At 69.6% G+C, this 15501-nt stretch carries 17 protein-coding genes; 7 read left to right on the plus strand and 10 right to left on the minus strand.

Annotated elements, in window-relative coordinates; all coding sequences use genetic code 11:
• The first annotated feature begins 199 nt into the window (after window positions 1-199).
• From AB0412_RS35050 to cseC, 4 genes are read left to right on the plus strand one after another with little or no spacing between them, the layout of a single operon-like run.
• Window positions 200-739: a SigE family RNA polymerase sigma factor gene (locus tag AB0412_RS35050; protein ID WP_260827661.1), complete on the plus strand. Its 540-nt coding sequence runs from the start codon at window positions 200-202 to the stop codon at window positions 737-739.
• Window positions 727-1386, plus strand: coding sequence for a hypothetical protein (locus tag AB0412_RS35055; protein ID WP_366406667.1), 660 nt, complete (start codon window positions 727-729; stop codon window positions 1384-1386). Before AB0412_RS35050 ends, AB0412_RS35055 begins: the two co-directional genes overlap by 13 nt.
• A gap of 9 nt (window positions 1387-1395) precedes the next feature.
• Window positions 1396-2094 carry a two-component system response regulator CseB gene (gene cseB / locus AB0412_RS35060; RefSeq protein ID WP_366406668.1) on the plus strand — a complete coding sequence of 233 codons (699 nt, stop codon included), beginning with the start codon at window positions 1396-1398 and terminating at the stop codon, window positions 2092-2094.
• A gap of 8 nt (window positions 2095-2102) precedes the next feature.
• Window positions 2103-3461 (plus strand): two-component system sensor histidine kinase CseC, encoded by a 1359-nt coding sequence (gene cseC / locus AB0412_RS35065; RefSeq protein ID WP_366406669.1) that lies wholly within the window; start codon window positions 2103-2105, stop codon window positions 3459-3461.
• A gap of 34 nt (window positions 3462-3495) precedes the next feature.
• Here cseC and AB0412_RS35070 read toward each other — a convergent pair whose 3' ends face one another.
• From AB0412_RS35070 to AB0412_RS35080, 3 genes are all read right to left on the minus strand, one after another.
• Entirely contained in the window at window positions 3496-3930 is a 435-nt protein-coding gene (locus AB0412_RS35070) for a VOC family protein (RefSeq protein ID WP_366406670.1), read from the minus strand.
• Window positions 3927-4400 (minus strand): helix-turn-helix transcriptional regulator, encoded by a 474-nt coding sequence (locus AB0412_RS35075; protein ID WP_366406671.1) that lies wholly within the window; start codon window positions 4398-4400, stop codon window positions 3927-3929. The genes AB0412_RS35070 and AB0412_RS35075 overlap by 4 nt, the downstream gene beginning before the upstream one ends.
• A gap of 113 nt (window positions 4401-4513) precedes the next feature.
• Window positions 4514-6100 carry an MDR family MFS transporter gene (locus AB0412_RS35080; RefSeq protein ID WP_366406672.1) on the minus strand — a complete coding sequence of 529 codons (1587 nt, stop codon included), beginning with the start codon at window positions 6098-6100 and terminating at the stop codon, window positions 4514-4516.
• A 137-nt stretch (window positions 6101-6237) separates the two neighbouring features.
• Between AB0412_RS35080 and AB0412_RS35085 the strand changes: the two genes are divergently transcribed.
• Window positions 6238-6834, plus strand: coding sequence for a helix-turn-helix domain-containing protein (locus AB0412_RS35085; protein WP_366406673.1), 597 nt, complete (start codon window positions 6238-6240; stop codon window positions 6832-6834).
• A 44-nt stretch (window positions 6835-6878) separates the two neighbouring features.
• Here the strand turns inward: AB0412_RS35085 and AB0412_RS35090 are convergent, their stop codons facing one another.
• Entirely contained in the window at window positions 6879-7592 is a 714-nt protein-coding gene (locus AB0412_RS35090) for a M23 family metallopeptidase (protein WP_366406674.1), read from the minus strand.
• A gap of 441 nt (window positions 7593-8033) precedes the next feature.
• On the opposite strand from AB0412_RS35090, the gene AB0412_RS35095 reads away from it, so the two are divergent.
• On the plus strand, window positions 8034-8675 hold the full coding sequence (locus AB0412_RS35095; RefSeq protein ID WP_366406675.1) for an HAD family acid phosphatase: 642 nt from the start codon (window positions 8034-8036) through the stop codon (window positions 8673-8675).
• Window positions 8676-8765: 90 nt separating this feature from the next.
• Here the strand turns inward: AB0412_RS35095 and AB0412_RS35100 are convergent, their stop codons facing one another.
• Entirely contained in the window at window positions 8766-11291 is a 2526-nt protein-coding gene (locus AB0412_RS35100) for an ATP-dependent Clp protease ATP-binding subunit (protein WP_366406676.1), read from the minus strand.
• A gap of 430 nt (window positions 11292-11721) precedes the next feature.
• Between AB0412_RS35100 and AB0412_RS35105 the strand changes: the two genes are divergently transcribed.
• Window positions 11722-12504 carry an SCO3374 family protein gene (locus tag AB0412_RS35105; protein ID WP_366406677.1) on the plus strand — a complete coding sequence of 261 codons (783 nt, stop codon included), beginning with the start codon at window positions 11722-11724 and terminating at the stop codon, window positions 12502-12504.
• Here AB0412_RS35105 and AB0412_RS35110 read toward each other — a convergent pair.
• The 5 genes from AB0412_RS35110 to AB0412_RS35130 all read right to left on the minus strand — a co-directional run bounded on the left by AB0412_RS35110 (window position 12483) and on the right by AB0412_RS35130 (window position 15218).
• Entirely contained in the window at window positions 12483-12818 is a 336-nt protein-coding gene (locus tag AB0412_RS35110) for an Lsr2 family protein (RefSeq protein ID WP_366406678.1), read from the minus strand. The genes AB0412_RS35105 and AB0412_RS35110 overlap by 22 nt on opposite strands.
• 242 nt (window positions 12819-13060) lie before the next feature.
• A complete protein-coding gene (locus AB0412_RS35115; protein ID WP_366406679.1) occupies window positions 13061-13600 on the minus strand; it encodes an amino-acid N-acetyltransferase in 540 nt (179 codons plus the stop codon).
• A 9-nt stretch (window positions 13601-13609) separates the two neighbouring features.
• A complete protein-coding gene (locus AB0412_RS35120; RefSeq protein ID WP_366406680.1) occupies window positions 13610-14086 on the minus strand; it encodes a BlaI/MecI/CopY family transcriptional regulator in 477 nt (158 codons plus the stop codon).
• 170 nt (window positions 14087-14256) lie between these two features.
• Window positions 14257-14439 (minus strand): hypothetical protein, encoded by a 183-nt coding sequence (locus AB0412_RS35125; RefSeq protein WP_366406681.1) that lies wholly within the window; start codon window positions 14437-14439, stop codon window positions 14257-14259.
• 44 nt (window positions 14440-14483) lie between these two features.
• On the minus strand, window positions 14484-15218 hold the full coding sequence (locus tag AB0412_RS35130; RefSeq protein ID WP_366406682.1) for a hypothetical protein: 735 nt from the start codon (window positions 15216-15218) through the stop codon (window positions 14484-14486).
• Between the last annotated feature and the right edge of the window lie 283 nt (window positions 15219-15501).

The raw sequence follows: 15501 nt of genomic DNA on the forward strand, positions 1-15501 counted from the left end.
TGCTTTTTACCCCGTTCCTCCTTCCGTTACACAACCGACGGACAGCCGAGGGCTGGCCGCAGGCTGCTTCGCACAGTGCCGTGACAACGCCTCCGTACCTTCATTTGCGTGCCCGGCGAGGGCACGCAGACCACGGAACACAGGCAGTACACCGGCCCGCACGGGTGGGCCGGAAACGGGGAGCAGGAGGCGGTTCACCATGGCGCAGGGCGAGGTGCTCGAGTTCGAGGAGTACGTCCGCACCCGGCAGGACGCGCTGCTGCGCAGCGCCCGCCGACTGGTCCCGGACCCGGTGGACGCGCAGGACCTGCTGCAGACCGCGCTGGCCCGGACGTACGGCCGCTGGGAGACCATAGAGGACAAGCGCCTCGCCGACGCCTATCTGCGCCGCGTCATGATCAACACGCGGACCGAGTGGTGGCGGGCCCGCAAGCTGGAGGAGGTGCCCACCGAGCAGCTCCCGGACGCCAGCGTGGACGACGCCACCGAGCAGCACGCCGACCGTGCCCTGTTGATGGACGTGCTGAAGGTGCTCGCCCCGAAGCAGCGCAGTGTCGTGGTGCTGCGACACTGGGAGCAGATGTCCACGGAGGAGACGGCCGCCGCACTCGGCATGTCGGCCGGAACGGTCAAGAGCACGCTGCACCGGGCGCTCGCCCGGCTCCGCGAGGAGCTGGAGGCCCGCGATCTGGACGCACGCGCGCTGGAGCGTGAGGAGCGGGAGCGTTGCGCGGCCTGACCGGCACAGGGCCCACACGGGCCCGGGGAACCGCCCAGGCGGCGGGCACGGCGACGGCCGTGCTCGCCGCCCTCGGCCTTTTCGCCGCGGGCTGCGGCACCGGCGGCACCGGCGCCCGGGACGAGGGCCCGGCGCACGCGGAGGCGGACGCGGTGCCGAGCACCGCCGCCACTGCGTCCGCCTCGGCGTCGAGCACGCCCGACCGGGTGGACGCGGTCCGGCTGATCAAGGCCGATCCCGCGGTCTCGGCGGAGGTCAAGCGGGATCTGAAGCCGTGCGTCGCCGACGAGTACCCCGTCGACGTCTCTTACGGCAACCTGACCGGGGGGTCCGTCGACGACGTCGTGATCAACGTGCTGACCTGCGGGGACGCCGTGGGCGTCGGCTCGTACGTGTATCGCGACGAGGGCGGGCGGTACCGGAACGTGTTCACCGCGGAGGAGCCCCCGGTGTACGCGGAGATCGACCGCGGGGACCTGGTGGTGACCAAGCAGGTGTACGACCCGGGCGATCCGGTGTCGAGCCCTTCCGGCGAGAACGTGATCACGTATCGCTGGGCCTCGGGCCGGTTCTCCGAGGAGTACCGCACGCACAACGACTACGGCAAGGTGGCCGGCGCCGAGCCGACACCGGTGCCCGAAGGCTGAGACTGATCTATGGCAGACCAGATTCATGTGCTGTTCGTGGAGGACGACGACGTCATCCGCGAGGCCACGCAGCTCGCCCTGGAGCGGGACGGCTTCGCTGTCACCGCGATGCCCGACGGACTGTCGGGCCTGGAGGCGTTCCGGGCGAACCGCCCCGACATCGCGCTGCTCGACGTCATGGTCCCCGGCCTGGACGGCGTGAGCCTGTGCCGGCGCATCCGCGACGAGTCGATGGTCCCGGTGATCATGCTGTCGGCCCGCGCCGACTCGATCGACGTCGTGCTGGGCCTGGAGGCGGGCGCCGACGACTATGTGACCAAGCCGTTCGACGGTGCCGTGCTGGTGGCCAGGATCCGGGCGGTGCTGCGCCGTTTCGGACGGGCGGGCGGTGGCCGCGAGGAGCAGGGCGCCGCGGACGACGGCGGTGTGCTGTCCTTCGGCGAGCTGGAGATCGACACCGAGGGCATGGAGGTGCGCAGGGCCGGGGAGCCGGTGGCGCTGACACCGACCGAGATGCGGCTGCTGCTGGAGTTCTCCTCGGCGCCGGGCACCGTCCTCTCCCGCGACAAGCTGCTGGAACGGGTGTGGGAGTACGGCTGGGGCGGTGACACCCGCGTCGTCGACGTCCATGTGCAGCGGCTGCGGACCAAGATCGGCCAGGACCGCATCGAGACGGTCCGCGGTTTCGGTTACAAGCTGAAGGCCTGAGCGGACGGATGCGGGGGCGATGGCGGGGGCGGCTCGGCCGCCTGGTGGCCGGGTGCGTCGACCGGGTGGGCCTCGGGGCCGGGCTGCGGTGGAAGCTGAGCGCGGCGATCGCGCTGGTCGGCGCGCTGGTGGCGGTCGTGCTGAGCCTGGTCGTGCACAACGCGGCCCGGGTGTCCATGCTGGACAACGCACGGGATCTGGCCGACGAGCGGATCATGGTCGCGCAGCGCAACTACGAGCTGTCCGGGCGGCTGAACTTCCCCAACACCAAGATCAACGACCCGGAGCTGCCGCCCGAGCTGCGGGAGAAGGTCGAGGCGGGACGGCGGGCGACGTACGTGGCCGACCGGCCGGGCGGGGCGCCGGACATCTGGGCGGCCGTGCCGCTGAAGAACGGGCAGGTGATGTCGCTGCACTCGGGCTTCACCGACCGCAGCTCGGACATCCTCAAGGATCTCGACCAGGCCCTGGTGATCGGTTCCATCGCGGTCGTCCTCGGCGGCAGCGCGCTCGGGGTGCTGATCGGCGGTCATCTCTCGCGCCGGCTGCGCAAGGCGGCCACGGCCGCGGGCCGGGTCGCCAAGGGCGAGACGGAGGTGCGGGTGCGCGAGGCCATCGGCGGGGTCGTACGGGACGAGACCGACGATCTGGCCAGCGCGGTGGACGCGATGGCGGACGCGCTGCGGCAGCGGCTGGAGGCCGAGCGCCGGGTCACCGCCGACATCGCGCACGAGCTGCGCACCCCGGTGACCGGGCTGCTGACCGCCGCCGAGCTGCTGCCGCCGGGCCGGCCGACGGAGCTGGTGCTGGACCGGGCGAAGGCGATGCGCACCCTCGTCGAGGACGTCCTGGAGGTGGCCCGGCTGGACGGGGCCTCGGAGCGGGCCGAGCTGCAGGACATCCTGCTGGGTCAGTTCGTCACCCGGCGGGTGGCGGCGAAGGAGCCCGACGTCACGGTGCGCGTGGTGCACGAGTCGGAGGTCACCACCGACCCGCGCCGCCTGGAACGCGTGCTGTTCAACCTGCTCGCCAACGCCGCCCGGCACGGCAGGCCGCCCATCGAGGTGACCGTCGAGGGCCGGGTGATCCGGGTCCGCGACCACGGGCCCGGCTTCCCGGAGGACCTGCTCGCCGAGGGCCCGAGCCGGTTCCGCACCGGCAGCAGGGACCGGGCCGGCCGGGGTCACGGTCTGGGCCTGACCATCGCGGCCGGACAGGCCCGGGTGCTCGGCGCGCGGCTGACCTTCCGCAACGTACGGCCGGCGGGGGCGCCGGACGGCGTGCCGTGCGAGGGCGCGGTCGCCGTGCTGTGGCTGCCGGAGCACGCACCGACGGACACGGGGAGCTACCCGATGCTGCCGGCGTGAGCTCCGTCGCGGCGGCTCGCCGGGACGGTCCGGCTCACTCGAAGGGCTTCGAGAAGTCCAGCTCCTCGCTGCGCTCGGTCAGCGAGTACCAGTTGCCGTTGTCGTCGCGGAAGATCGCCTCGATGCCGTACGGCCGCTCCTGCGGGTCCTGGAGGAACTCCACTCCGCGCGCCTTGAACGTCTCGTAGTCACCGCGGCAGTCGTCCGTGCGGAACGCCCCGGCGCCGATGACGCCCTTGCCGACCAGTGTCTTCAGCGCCGCCGAGGAATCGGCGTCCAGGCCGGGCCCGTCGAGGCTCATCAGGGCGAGCTCGACGTCGGGCTGGTCCTTGGCTCCGACGGTGATCCAGCGCATGTCGCCCATCGCGAGGTCATTGCGCACCTCGAAGTCGAGCTTCTCGGTGAAGAAGGCCTTCGTGCGCTGCTGGTCGAAGGTCCACACGGTGGTGATCCCGAGCCCCTTGATCATGGCTCCGCGCTCCTGTCGTCGGTGGGTATCTGCTCCTCACCGTAGGCAGGGCGGGGCCCGGGGCGCTTCTTCGAAGTTGCGCTGGGGAAGCCGCCGGCCCACAGCATCGCGTAGCACCCGGGGATGAGCGCGGCGCCCCGGCCGACGTGCTTGGCCCGGTACTCGGTGGGGGTCAGACCCGTGTGGGTCTTGAAGCGGGCCGAGAACGTGCCGAGGCTGCTGAAGCCGACCAGGTGGCAGATCTCCGTCACGCTCAGGTCGGCCACGCGCAGATACTCCTCGGCGCGCTCGATGCGGCGGTGGGTCAGGTACTGGCCGGGGGTCTCGCCGTAGGTCTCCTTGAAGGCGCGCAGGAAGTGGTAGCGCGAGTACCCGGCGTGTGCCGCGATCGCGTCCAGGTCGAGGTCCGGGTCGGCCCAGTCCCGGTCCATCGCGTCCTTGGCCAGCCTCAGCTGCCGCGCCTTGTCCATGCGATCGATGGTGGCACGGGGGTCTGACACCGGCCCGGCACGCCGAAGGCCCCCCGGGCGGACACGGCCGGGGGGCTTTCGGGCGTACGCCGGCGGTCGGGCGTAGGAGCCGGTCAGACGGGTTCGCCCACCGGGGCGGGCGACGGGGCGCCGTCCTCGGACTTCGCGTCCTCGGGACCCGCGCCCTTCAGCGGGACCTCCTTGACGAACACCGCCGCCGCCAGCGAGATCACCGCGATGACGGCGCCCAGCAGGAACGCGCCGTGCGTGCCCGAGGACACCGCGTGCTGGTAGGCCTCGCGGGCCGCCTCCGGCAGCTTCGCCAGGCTCGCCGCGTCCAGCTGGGCGGACTGCTCGGTGATCCTGGAGCCCAGCGCGCCGGCCCGCTCGGCCATGACGTCCTGGACCCGGCTGTTGAACAGCGCGCCCATGACGGCGACGCCGAAGGAGGAGCCGAGGGTACGGAAGAGGGTCGCGGACGAGGAGGCCACACCCATGTCCTTCATCTCCACGCTGTTCTGCGCGACCAGCATGGTGATCTGCATCAGGCAGCCCATGCCGAGACCGACGACGGCCATGAAGACGCCGGAGGTGAGCCGGGAGGTGCCGGTGTCCATGGTGGACAGCAGATACAGCCCCACGATCATCAGGACGCTGCCGGCCACCGGGAAGATCTTGTAGCGGCCGGTGCTGGTGGTCACCCGGCCCGCGACCATCGAGGTGACGAGCATCGCGCCGAGCATCGGCAGGAGGAGCAGACCGGAGTTCGTGGCGGAGGCACCCTGCACGGACTGCTGGTACAGGGGCAGGAACAGGGTCGCGCCGAACATCACGAAGCCGGTGATGAAGCCGATGACCGACATCAGCGTGTAGTTGCGGCTGCGGAAGATGTGCAGCGGCAGCACCGGCTCGGCCGCCCTGTTCTGCCAGAACACGAACCCGACCAGCGCGGCCACACCGAGACCGCTCAGCTCCATGATCCGCGCGGAGGTCCAGGCGTACTCGGTGCCGCCCCAGGTGGTGACCAGCACGATCGCGGTGATGCCGACGGTCAGCAGCACGACACCGAGGTAGTCGATGCCCGCCTTGGACCGCTTCTTCGGCAGGTGCAGTACGGCGCCGACGGCGGCCAGCGCGATCGCGCCGAGCGGCAGGTTGATGTAGAAGGCCCAGCGCCAGCCCCAGTTGTCGGTGATCGTGCCGCCGACCAGGGGGCCGCCGATCATCGCCAGCGCCATGACGGCCGCCATCATGCCCTGGTACTTGCCGCGCTCGCGGGGCGGGATCAGGTCGCCGATGATCGCCATCACGCCGACCATCAGGCCGCCGGCGCCCAGGCCCTGCACGGCGCGGAAGGCGATCAGCTCGCCCATGTTCTGGGCCATGCCGCTGAGTGCCGAGCCGATCAGGAAGATCACGATGGACGCCAGGAAGGAGCCCTTGCGCCCGTACATGTCGCCGACCTTGCCCCAGACCGGGGTGGAGGCGGCCGTCGCGAGCGTGTAGGCGGTGACGACCCAGGAGAGGTGCTCCAGGCCGCCCAGCTCGCCCACGATCGTCGGCATCGCGGTGCCGATGATCATGTTGTCGAGCATCGCGAGCATCATCGCGATCATCAGCGCGAGCAGGACCACCCGCACGCTCTTCGGCTGTTTGCCGCCGTCCTTCTCGGCGACCGCCGCCGCCGGTGTGTCCGCCATCGCTCCTGCTCCCCCAGTCGGACTCGAGCGGGCGGCGGTACTTACTTGCCGCCCGGCTAGTTCACTACACTGGGAAGCTAGCTCCGCAACTAGCCGGGCGTCAAGTAAGTTTTTGGGAAGAGCAGTCGCGTAGGAGGATGGGCGGCACCATGGACGGCACCAGACAGCGGCGCCGCGGGGACACCCGCCAGCGCATCCAGGACGTGGCGCTCGAACTCTTCGCCGAGCAGGGCTACGAGAAGACCTCGCTGCGCGAGATCGCCGAGCGCCTGGAGGTCACCAAGGCCGCTCTGTACTACCACTTCAAGACCAAGGAAGAGATCCTCGTCAGCATCTTCGAGGACCTCAACCGGCCGGTCGAGGAGCTGGTCGAGTGGGCGCGGCAGCAGCCGCGCACGCTGGAGACGAAGCAGGAGATCATCCGCCGGTACAGCCAGGCGCTGCTCGACGCCGCCCCCCTGTTCCGCTTCATGCAGGAGAACCAGGCCACGGTGCGCGAACTGCGCATCGGCGAGATGTTCAAGGCCCGCATGCTCGGCCTCAAGGACATCCTCATCGACCCCGACGCCGAACTGGCCGACCAGGTGCGCTGCGTCAGCGCCCTGTTCACCCTGCACGCCGGGATGCATGTCATGCAGGACGTCGAAGGCGACCCCGAGGACAAGCAGAAAGCCGTCCTCGAGGTCGCCATCGATCTGATCACCCAGGCACACCGGGGCGCCGGGGGGTCCTAGCCGGACCTTCCAGGGGTGGGCCCCCTGGCCGCGGAGCCGGATGCTCAGCTGACGCCCTTGGCGCGCAGGAACTTCATCGGGTCGATCGCCGAGCCGTAGTTCGGGGTCGTACGGATCTCGAAGTGCAGGTGCGGGCCGCTGGAGTTACCGGTGTTGCCGGACAGGGCTATCTTCTGGCCGGTCTTGACGATCTGGCCGGCCTTCACGTTCACCGACGACAGGTGGGCGTACTGGGAGTACGTGCCATTGCCGTGCTTGACGACGATCGCGTTGCCGTACGCGGGACCGTCACCGGCGCCGTTGGGGCCGGCCTTGACGACGGTGCCGCCGTGAGTGGCGACCACGGGGGTGCCGGTCGGGACGGCGTAGTCCTGACCGCTGTGCTTGCTCGCCCACATGCCGCCGTTCTGGGCGAAGCTCGCGGAGAGCTTGTAGCTCTTGACCGGGCTGACCCAGCCGGCGGCCTTCTTCTTGGCGGCGGCCTGAGCCGCCTTCTTGGCCTGGGCGGCCTTCACGGCCGCGGCCTTCTTGGCGGCGGCAGCCTTCTCGGCCTTCACCGCCTGGGCCTGCGCGGCCTTGGCCTGAGCGGCTGCCTGCGCCTGGACGGCGGTGGCGGCACCGGAAGCGGCCGTGGTGTCGGCGGCTGCCGCGATCCCGGCCCCCATCGCCACCGAGCCCGCCAGGCCGGCGGCCAGGACGGCCGTGCGAGTGCGGTTCAGGGACGGACGGAAGGAACGGGACGTGACGCGCTCGAACATCGAAACCTCATGGGGAAGGGGACAGAGGAAAACCACCTGACGCACAGGACCGCGCCGCGGTGGCTGTTCATTGGTAGCCCTTTCGCCCACAACACCGCAAAGGTGTGATCTACGACGGAAAGTCGTAGTTCTCGGGTGAGATGCACGTCTCTTGACACAGGCGCCTTAGAGGGCGAAACCCCCATTTCAGGCTGATCGATCAGAGCTTTGGGTTAAATGTCCGATTCCCTTTTCGCCTTCTTGCCACTAATCCCGGTAGTACCGGACAAATGGCCTGTGCAGCATGTCACCGGGAGGCGGCTTCGGCCCTTCCAGAAATGTGGCGCAGACCTCTAGGCGCCTACCGTCCGGTAACCCTACGGTTCACCTCGCGTCACCCTCGCACACGAACATGCACACGACATGTTGCAGCGTCCCGGACGTGAGAGGACCCCCCACGACATGAAGAGCCGACGCACCTGGCTGAGCCGCGTATCGGTCACCGCCGTCTCCGCGACCGCCCTGGTGGCCCTGGCCGCACCCGCCGAAGCGGTGACCGCCTCCGGCACTCCCACGGCCGCCACCGCGGCCCCCGCGCCGACCGCCGCCGACGTCGACTACGACACCTGGCAGAAGGACTGCCGGGCGGTCATGGACCAGGCCCTGCCCTATCTGAAGGAACGCATCGCGAACCCCAGGCCGGGTGAGAAGCAGGCGATCGTCCTCGACATCGACAACACCGCCCTGGAGACGGACTTCGGCTTCAGCTTCCCGCAGCCGGCGAACAAGCCGGTCCTGGAGGTCGCCCGGTACGCCGAGGAGCGCGGCGTCGACCTGTTCTTCGTGACCGCCCGCCCGGGCATCATCTACGCGCCCACCGAGTGGAACCTCGACCAGGCCGGCTACGAGTCCTCCGGCCTGTACGTCCGCGGCTTCTTCGACCTGTTCAAGAACGTCGCCGACTACAAGACGGCCCAGCGCGTCGCCATCGAGCGCCAGGGGTACACGATCATCGCCAACATCGGCAACAGCCCCACCGACCTGTCGGGCGGCCACGCGGAGAAGACGTTCAAGCTGCCGGACTACGACGGCCAGCTGTCCTGACGCGAGCAGAGAGCGAGCAGCGACAAGGGGCTGCCCCCGGACGTGATGTCCGGGGGCAGCCCCTTGTCGCGTTATGGCCTGGCGCAGCGGCTACGCGTCCTTGCTCAGGTTCGGGCCGGTGCCGCCCGCGGCCTGCTCGATCGGCGGGACGTCGGGCAGGGCCGACTTCTCCTCACCGCGGAAGGTGAAGGTCTGGGACTCGCCCTCGCCCTCGGTGTCCACGACCACGATGTGACCGGGACGCAGCTCGCCGAAGAGGATCTTCTCCGACAGCGAGTCCTCGATCTCCCGCTGGATGGTCCGGCGCAGCGGCCGGGCGCCCAGGACGGGGTCGTAGCCCTTCTTGGACAGCAGCTCCTTGGCGGACTGGGAGAGCTCGATGCCCATGTCCCGGTCCTTCAGACGCTCGTCCACCTTGCCGATCATCAGGTCGACGATCCGCAGGATGTCGTTCTGCGTGAGCTGCGGGAAGACCACCACGTCGTCGACGCGGTTGAGGAACTCGGGCCGGAAGTGCTGCTTGAGCTCGTCCGAGACCTTGTTCTTCATGCGCTCGTAGTTGGTCTTCGTGTCGCCCGCGGCGGCGAAGCCGAGGTTGAAGCCCTTGGAGATGTCCCGGGTGCCGAGGTTGGTCGTCATGATGATGACCGTGTTCTTGAAGTCCACGACCCGGCCCTGGGAGTCGGTCAGACGACCGTCCTCCAGGATCTGCAGCAGCGAGTTGAAGATGTCCGGGTGGGCCTTCTCGACCTCGTCGAACAGGACGACCGAGAACGGCTTGCGACGCACCTTCTCCGTCAGCTGACCGCCCTCCTCGTAGCCCACGTAGCCGGGGGGCGAACCGAAGAGACGCGAGACCGTGTGCTTCTCGCTGAACTCCGACATGTCGAGGGAGATCAGCGCGTCCTCGTCACCGAAGAGGAACTCCGCGAGCGCCTTGGACAGCTCGGTCTTACCGACACCGGACGGGCCGGCGAAGATGAACGAGCCACCGGGACGCTTCGGGTCCTTCAGACCCGCACGGGTACGGCGGATCGCCTTGGACAGCGCCTTGACGGCGTCGTCCTGGCCGATGACCCGCTTGTGCAGCTCGTCCTCCATGCGGAGCAGACGGCTGGACTCCTCCTCCGTGAGCTTGAAGACCGGAATGCCGGTGGCGGTCGCCAGGACCTCGGCGATCAGCTCGCCGTCGACCTCGGCGACGACGTCCATGTCGCCGGCCTTCCACTCCTTCTCCCGCTTGGCCTTGGCGGCCAGGAGCTGCTTCTCCTTGTCGCGCAGCGAGGCGGCCTTCTCGAAGTCCTGCGAGTCGATCGCGGACTCCTTGTCGCGGCGGACACCGGCGATCTTCTCGTCGAACTCGCGCAGGTCCGGCGGCGCGGTCATCCGGCGGATACGCATCCGGGAGCCGGCCTCGTCGATCAGGTCGATCGCCTTGTCCGGCAGGAAGCGGTCCGAGATGTACCGGTCGGCCAGGGTGGCGGCCTGGACCAGCGCCTCGTCCGTGATGGAGACGCGGTGGTGCGCCTCGTAGCGGTCGCGCAGGCCCTTGAGGATCTCGATCGTGTGCGGCAGCGACGGCTCCGCGACCTGGATCGGCTGGAAGCGGCGCTCCAGGGCCGCGTCCTTCTCCAGGTGCTTGCGGTACTCGTCCAGCGTGGTCGCACCGATGGTCTGCAGCTCACCGCGGGCCAGCATCGGCTTCAGGATCGAAGCGGCGTCGATGGCGCCCTCGGCGGCACCCGCACCGACCAGCGTGTGCAGCTCGTCGATGAACAGGATGATGTCGCCGCGGGTGCGGATCTCCTTGAGCACCTTCTTCAGGCGCTCCTCGAAGTCACCGCGGTAGCGGGAGCCGGCGACCAGCGCGCCGAGGTCCAGGGTGTAGAGGTGCTTGTCCTTGAGGGTCTCGGGCACCTCGCCCTTGACGATGGCCTGGGCGAGGCCCTCGACGACGGCGGTCTTGCCGACGCCGGGCTCACCGATCAGCACCGGGTTGTTCTTGGTACGGCGGGACAGCACCTGCATGACCCGCTCGATCTCCTTCTCGCGCCCGATGACCGGGTCGAGCTTGGACTCACGAGCGGCCTGGGTGAGATTCCGGCCGAACTGGTCGAGGACCAGGGACGTGGAAGGCGTGCCCTCCGCAGGACCGCCGGCGGTGGCGGTCTCCTTGCCCTGGTAACCGGAGAGCAGCTGGATCACCTGCTGCCGCACGCGGTTCAGATCTGCGCCCAGCTTGACCAGGACCTGGGCGGCGACGCCCTCGCCCTCACGGATCAGGCCGAGCAGGATGTGCTCCGTGCCGATGTAGTTGTGGCCCAGCTGAAGGGCCTCGCGGAGCGACAGCTCCAGGACCTTCTTGGCACGGGGGGTGAAGGGAATGTGGCCGGACGGCGCCTGCTGCCCCTGGCCGATGATCTCCTCCACCTGCTGGCGGACCGCCTCGAGCGAAATCCCGAGGCTCTCAAGGGCCTTGGCGGCGACACCCTCACCCTCGTGGATCAGGCCCAGGAGGATGTGCTCGGTGCCGATGTAGTTGTGGTTGAGCATCCGGGCTTCTTCCTGAGCCAGGACGACAACCCGCCGCGCGCGGTCGGTGAACCTCTCGAACATCGTTAATCGCTCCTCAGAGCGGTCAGGCAGTGGGGGGAACTTCCCCTCCCTGTCCTTCCGCAGCTTAGTCCCGCAAGCGGGGACCGCTCATTCCAACTGCCGACACCGTCGATGGCCTCCTGACCCCGAACGCCGACATCTGCTCCAACCCGATGGTGCGAGACGATGTTCCCGCAGGCCAGGCAGTTACCCCCTTCGCCAGTACGCCCATGGCGAACGTGAGACGTCCTGCCCTGCATGTCGCCCCCTCCCACTAGGGATGTCTTACCCGCTGCTACTGACAGTCCATGCCGAGTGCACGGGTTCCCTCCGCTACGGGCGAACAACCTTGCGCCGTTCCACGCCCCCGCACGCCCCCTCGTTCGACACTCTGCGCATACGTATGAGTACCCAGCGTAACTCAGGCGGTCTTGCGGCAGTTGCACCTGGCATGGCTGCCACCGTCCCGCTGCCGCGCCGGCCCATCGAGCCTGGTGCGCAGTCGGGGTACGCCGAGCGGGTCCGGCACTGGTACGAGAACGGACTGGGCTGGCGCACGGTGCCCGGGGATCCGCCGCTTCTGCTGGTGGGAGCGCGCTTCGACGTCCTCGACGTGCCGGCCGAGGCGGGACACGCGGCACTCCGGCGCCTGGGCGCCCTGGAGCGCCCGTTCCCCGTGGCCGTGCAGGGCGACCGGATGCGTCTCCTGGTGGCCGCGGGCAGCGCGGAGGAGCTGCCGGGGCTGCTGGAGTGGCTGGAGTGGGGTGCCGTGCGGCTCGATCTGGTGGGGATGGGGGCGGGGGGCGTGATGGACGCGCCGGTGCCTGGGGGGCCGGACGCGCCGGCGCCTGGGGGTCCCGGCCGGTGGCCGGTTCCCGTGGATCTCGCCGGTCAGGCTGGAGCCTTGGGTCGCGTGGGTCCCGTGGGTTCCGTGGGTTCCGTGGACCCCTGCAGTGGCTCAGGTCTCCTGAGTCGTGCCGGTTCGCAGGGGGCCGCCGTATGGCTGCGGCCCCCCGAGCCGGGGTGCGAGGTGGAGGCCTCGCTGCCGACCTTGTCGGCGACGGGGGGCCACGCGGGCGTCCCCGATCTCATGCGGGTGGTGAACACGGTGGCGACACAGTGCCACCGGGTCCGGCTGCGGCGCGCGTGCGGCCCAGCCGCCGGTCGTACCGGCCCTGTGACGGGCCGTTTCGGGGCCGGTCGGACCGGACCTCAGCCGTTGGCCTTCTCGTAGGCCTCGCGGATGGACGCGGGAACACGGCCGCGGTCGTTGACCTCGTAACCGTTCTCCTTCGCCCAGGCGCGGATGGCCGCCGTGTCCTGGCTGCCGCCGGAAGAAGCGCGCGCCTTTCCGCGCCCGCCCGAAGCGCGCCCTCCGGTACGACGACCGCCCTTCACGTAAGGCTCGAGAAGGCTGCGGAGCTTGTCCGCATTGGCGGTGGTGAGATCGATCTCGTACGTCTTGCCGTCCAACGCGAACGTCACGGTCTCGTCCGCCTCGCCGCCGTCGAGGTCGTCGACAAGAAGGACCTGAACCTTCTGTGCCACCGGATTTCCTTTCATCGATATCTTCAGGACCGGGGTGTGCCGGCGTCCGCCGTATCGCCGTCCCCTGTTATATGCAGTACTGCAGTACGTCGGAAAGCAAACCGCTTTTGCCGGAAAAACACAAACCCCTGGCAGAGACCGGTCGGCCGCTCCCCGCCCGGAAACATGCGCGTTTCGGACATAGGGCACCACGGCAAGGGCGACAAGGGGGGTGTGGGGGTGCGGTGCGGAATCCGCAACGATCACAGATGCAGAAGCATCCGGCTGTTGCCCAGGGTGTTCGGTTTCACTCGTTCGAGACCGAGGAACTCCGCGACGCCCTCGTCATAGGAACGCAGCAGCTCGGCGTACACATCGGTGTCCACGGGTGTCTCACCGATCTCCACGAAGCCGTGCTTGCCGAAGAACTCGACTTCGAAGGTGAGACAGAATACGCGGCGAACACCGAGCCAGCGGGCGGTCTGCAGCAACTTCTCCAGCAGCCGGTGGCCGACGCCGGCGCCCTTCAGGCCGGGCTTGACCGCGAGAGTGCGGACTTCCGCGAGGTCTTCCCACATCACGTGCAGGGCGCCGCAGCCCACGACCTCGGCGTTGTCGTCCCGTTCCGCGACCCAGAACTCCTGGATGTCCTCGTAAAGCGTCACCGTCGCTTTGTCGAGCAGGATGCCCTCGCGGACGTAGGCGTCAAGGAGTCGGCGTACGGCGGGGACATCGCTGGTGCGGGCACGTCGGACGGTGAGGGCATTTGCGGTGTCTTCGGGGATGCGGATGCCTCGTGACATGAGCGGACGCTATCGCCCGGGGGGACCCTCTGCGGAGCCGGGGTTCTGGTCCGGGTTCTGGTCCCGGTTCTGGTCCGGCTTCTGGTCCGGCTTCTGGTGCGGGTTCTCGCCGGGTTCCGCTGTTTCCGGGAGCTGGACGATGCGTACTGCATCTGTCAGGGCCTGGCGCTGTTCGTCGCTCATCATGCCGAAGAAGGCCACGAGGGCGGCGGCGGGGTTGTCGCTCTGCGACCAGGCGTCGTTCATCAGGGCGGCGGCGTAGGCGGCGCGAGTGGAGACCGCCTCATATCGATAGGCCCGGCCTTCCGCCTCTCGGCGCACCCAGCCCTTCTGATGGAGATTGTCCAAAACGGTCATCACCGTGGTGTAGGCGATGGAGCGTTCCTTCTGAAGATCTTCCAGGACTTCTCGAACGGTCACCGGGCGGTTCCACTTCCACACCCGCGTCATGACCGCGTCTTCGAGTTCTCCCAATGGGCGAGGCACACCAAGAACAATAGTGGGAGATCCCGGGTATGGCGTGTGGAACGTGAACAAAAGGGGCGTACGGCGCGGAGGGTGTTGTCCGGGCTCCGGGCCGTACGCCGTGAAGTGCGGGTAGTGGGGCCAGCAGGGGGGCCAGCAGGGGGCTGGGGTGGGCTACCCGGCGGCTGCGGTCAGGTGTCGCTCTTGGCGGGGGCGGCCTGGTGGGCGGCCTCCGCGCGGGCGACGGCCGCGTCCACCGCGGCGTCCTCCTTGGCCTTGTTGGCGCCGCCCTGGGTCTTCACGATCACCCGGATCACGCCGATGAAGAGTGCGGCCATGACGGCCGGAGGCAGGAGCGCGGAGACGTAGTCCATGCGTCCAGGGTAGCCAGCGGGAGGTGACCGGTGTGGGGCGGGCGTCAGCCGGCGGCCAGGTGCTGGTCCGAGGGAGGGGGCGGTGGGGTGGGCTTGCGGCGGGGGAAGACCTCGCCGGGGGTGGGGACCGGGCGGCGGGTGGGCTTGGGGGTGCCGGGGGTGGCGGGGGTGCCGGGGGTGGCTGGGGTGGGTTTCGGCTGGGTTTGGGGCTGGGAGGGCTTTCGGGTGGGCTGCTGCTGGTCGTCGTTCTGGGTGGCGACGGACGCGGACTGGCCTCCTGGGAGGGCGTGGAGGTGGGTTCGGGTGCGTGTGCGGGAGGCGGGGATGGTGGGGGTGGTGGGGGTGGTGGGGGTGGTGGGCGCCCCAGGTGTGGATTCGGCTGCGGGGGTGGGTGCGGGGACCGTGCGGCCGGCGAGGCGGGTGCGGACGTCCTGCTCGGCCAGGTGCTGGCAGCGGTGCAGGAGGGTGGCGGCGGCGGCGGGGTTGCCGCGCAGGGCGCGGAGGGCGGCGAGGTCGTCGGGGTGGGGGCGGTATCCGGCGCCCAGCGCCTCCTCCAGGAGTGTGAGGTAGCCGGCGGCGGTGCCGGGGAGGGCGGCGCGGTAGCGGCCGAGGTCGGCCACGAGGAAGGCGCGCAGCCGGGCACTCTCCCGCGTGGCCTCGTCGAGTGAGTCGGCGAGGCGGAGGCAGTCCTGGATGTCGTCGGCCGAGGCGGGGGTGGGGTGAAGGGCGAGGGCGAGAGCGCGGCGGAGCACACGCAGCTCCTCCACGCCGAACGCCATGCCGCCGCGGGATCCGTATGGCGTGGGCATGCGGCGACGATACGCGCTAATCAGACAAACACGGTGATAGGAGCGGGGTGTGGCGTGGGGTGCCACTCGGGTGGGCGGGTGCAGGTCCGGGGGGTGCGCGTCGCCATGCCTGCGGCGCCACTGCGGCTTCGGTGGGGGTGCGCGTAGCGCCTACGGGTGGTGGGTGGGGCGGGGCCGGGGCGGTGGTGTCCGTCCTCGGTCTGGCGCGGAATCGGTCGACTCGAGAAGCGGGGGGTGTTGACGCGCCGGCCGC

This window comes from Streptomyces sp. NPDC052012, assembly GCF_040689265.1.
Taxonomy (GTDB): Bacteria; Actinomycetota; Actinomycetes; order Streptomycetales; family Streptomycetaceae; genus Streptomyces.

Coding starts and splice junctions, on each gene's coding strand:
- AB0412_RS35080 (WP_366406672.1), bottom strand. CDS start 6,100: ATGGCGGACACACCGGCGGCGGCGGTCGCCGAGAAGGACGGCGGCAAA.
- AB0412_RS35050 (WP_260827661.1), top strand. CDS start 200: ATGGCGCAGGGCGAGGTGCTCGAGTTCGAGGAGTACGTCCGCACCCGG.
- cseC (WP_366406669.1), top strand. CDS start 2,103: ATGCGGGGGCGATGGCGGGGGCGGCTCGGCCGCCTGGTGGCCGGGTGC.
- AB0412_RS35105 (WP_366406677.1), top strand. CDS start 11,722: ATGGCTGCCACCGTCCCGCTGCCGCGCCGGCCCATCGAGCCTGGTGCG.
- AB0412_RS35075 (WP_366406671.1), bottom strand. CDS start 4,400: ATGGACAAGGCGCGGCAGCTGAGGCTGGCCAAGGACGCGATGGACCGG.
- AB0412_RS35100 (WP_366406676.1), bottom strand. CDS start 11,291: ATGTTCGAGAGGTTCACCGACCGCGCGCGGCGGGTTGTCGTCCTGGCT.
- AB0412_RS35125 (WP_366406681.1), bottom strand. CDS start 14,439: ATGGACTACGTCTCCGCGCTCCTGCCTCCGGCCGTCATGGCCGCACTC.
- AB0412_RS35085 (WP_366406673.1), top strand. CDS start 6,238: ATGGGCGGCACCATGGACGGCACCAGACAGCGGCGCCGCGGGGACACC.
- AB0412_RS35115 (WP_366406679.1), bottom strand. CDS start 13,600: ATGTCACGAGGCATCCGCATCCCCGAAGACACCGCAAATGCCCTCACC.
- AB0412_RS35070 (WP_366406670.1), bottom strand. CDS start 3,930: ATGATCAAGGGGCTCGGGATCACCACCGTGTGGACCTTCGACCAGCAG.
- AB0412_RS35130 (WP_366406682.1), bottom strand. CDS start 15,218: ATGGCGTTCGGCGTGGAGGAGCTGCGTGTGCTCCGCCGCGCTCTCGCC.
- AB0412_RS35090 (WP_366406674.1), bottom strand. CDS start 7,592: ATGTTCGAGCGCGTCACGTCCCGTTCCTTCCGTCCGTCCCTGAACCGC.
- AB0412_RS35095 (WP_366406675.1), top strand. CDS start 8,034: ATGAAGAGCCGACGCACCTGGCTGAGCCGCGTATCGGTCACCGCCGTC.
- cseB (WP_366406668.1), top strand. CDS start 1,396: ATGGCAGACCAGATTCATGTGCTGTTCGTGGAGGACGACGACGTCATC.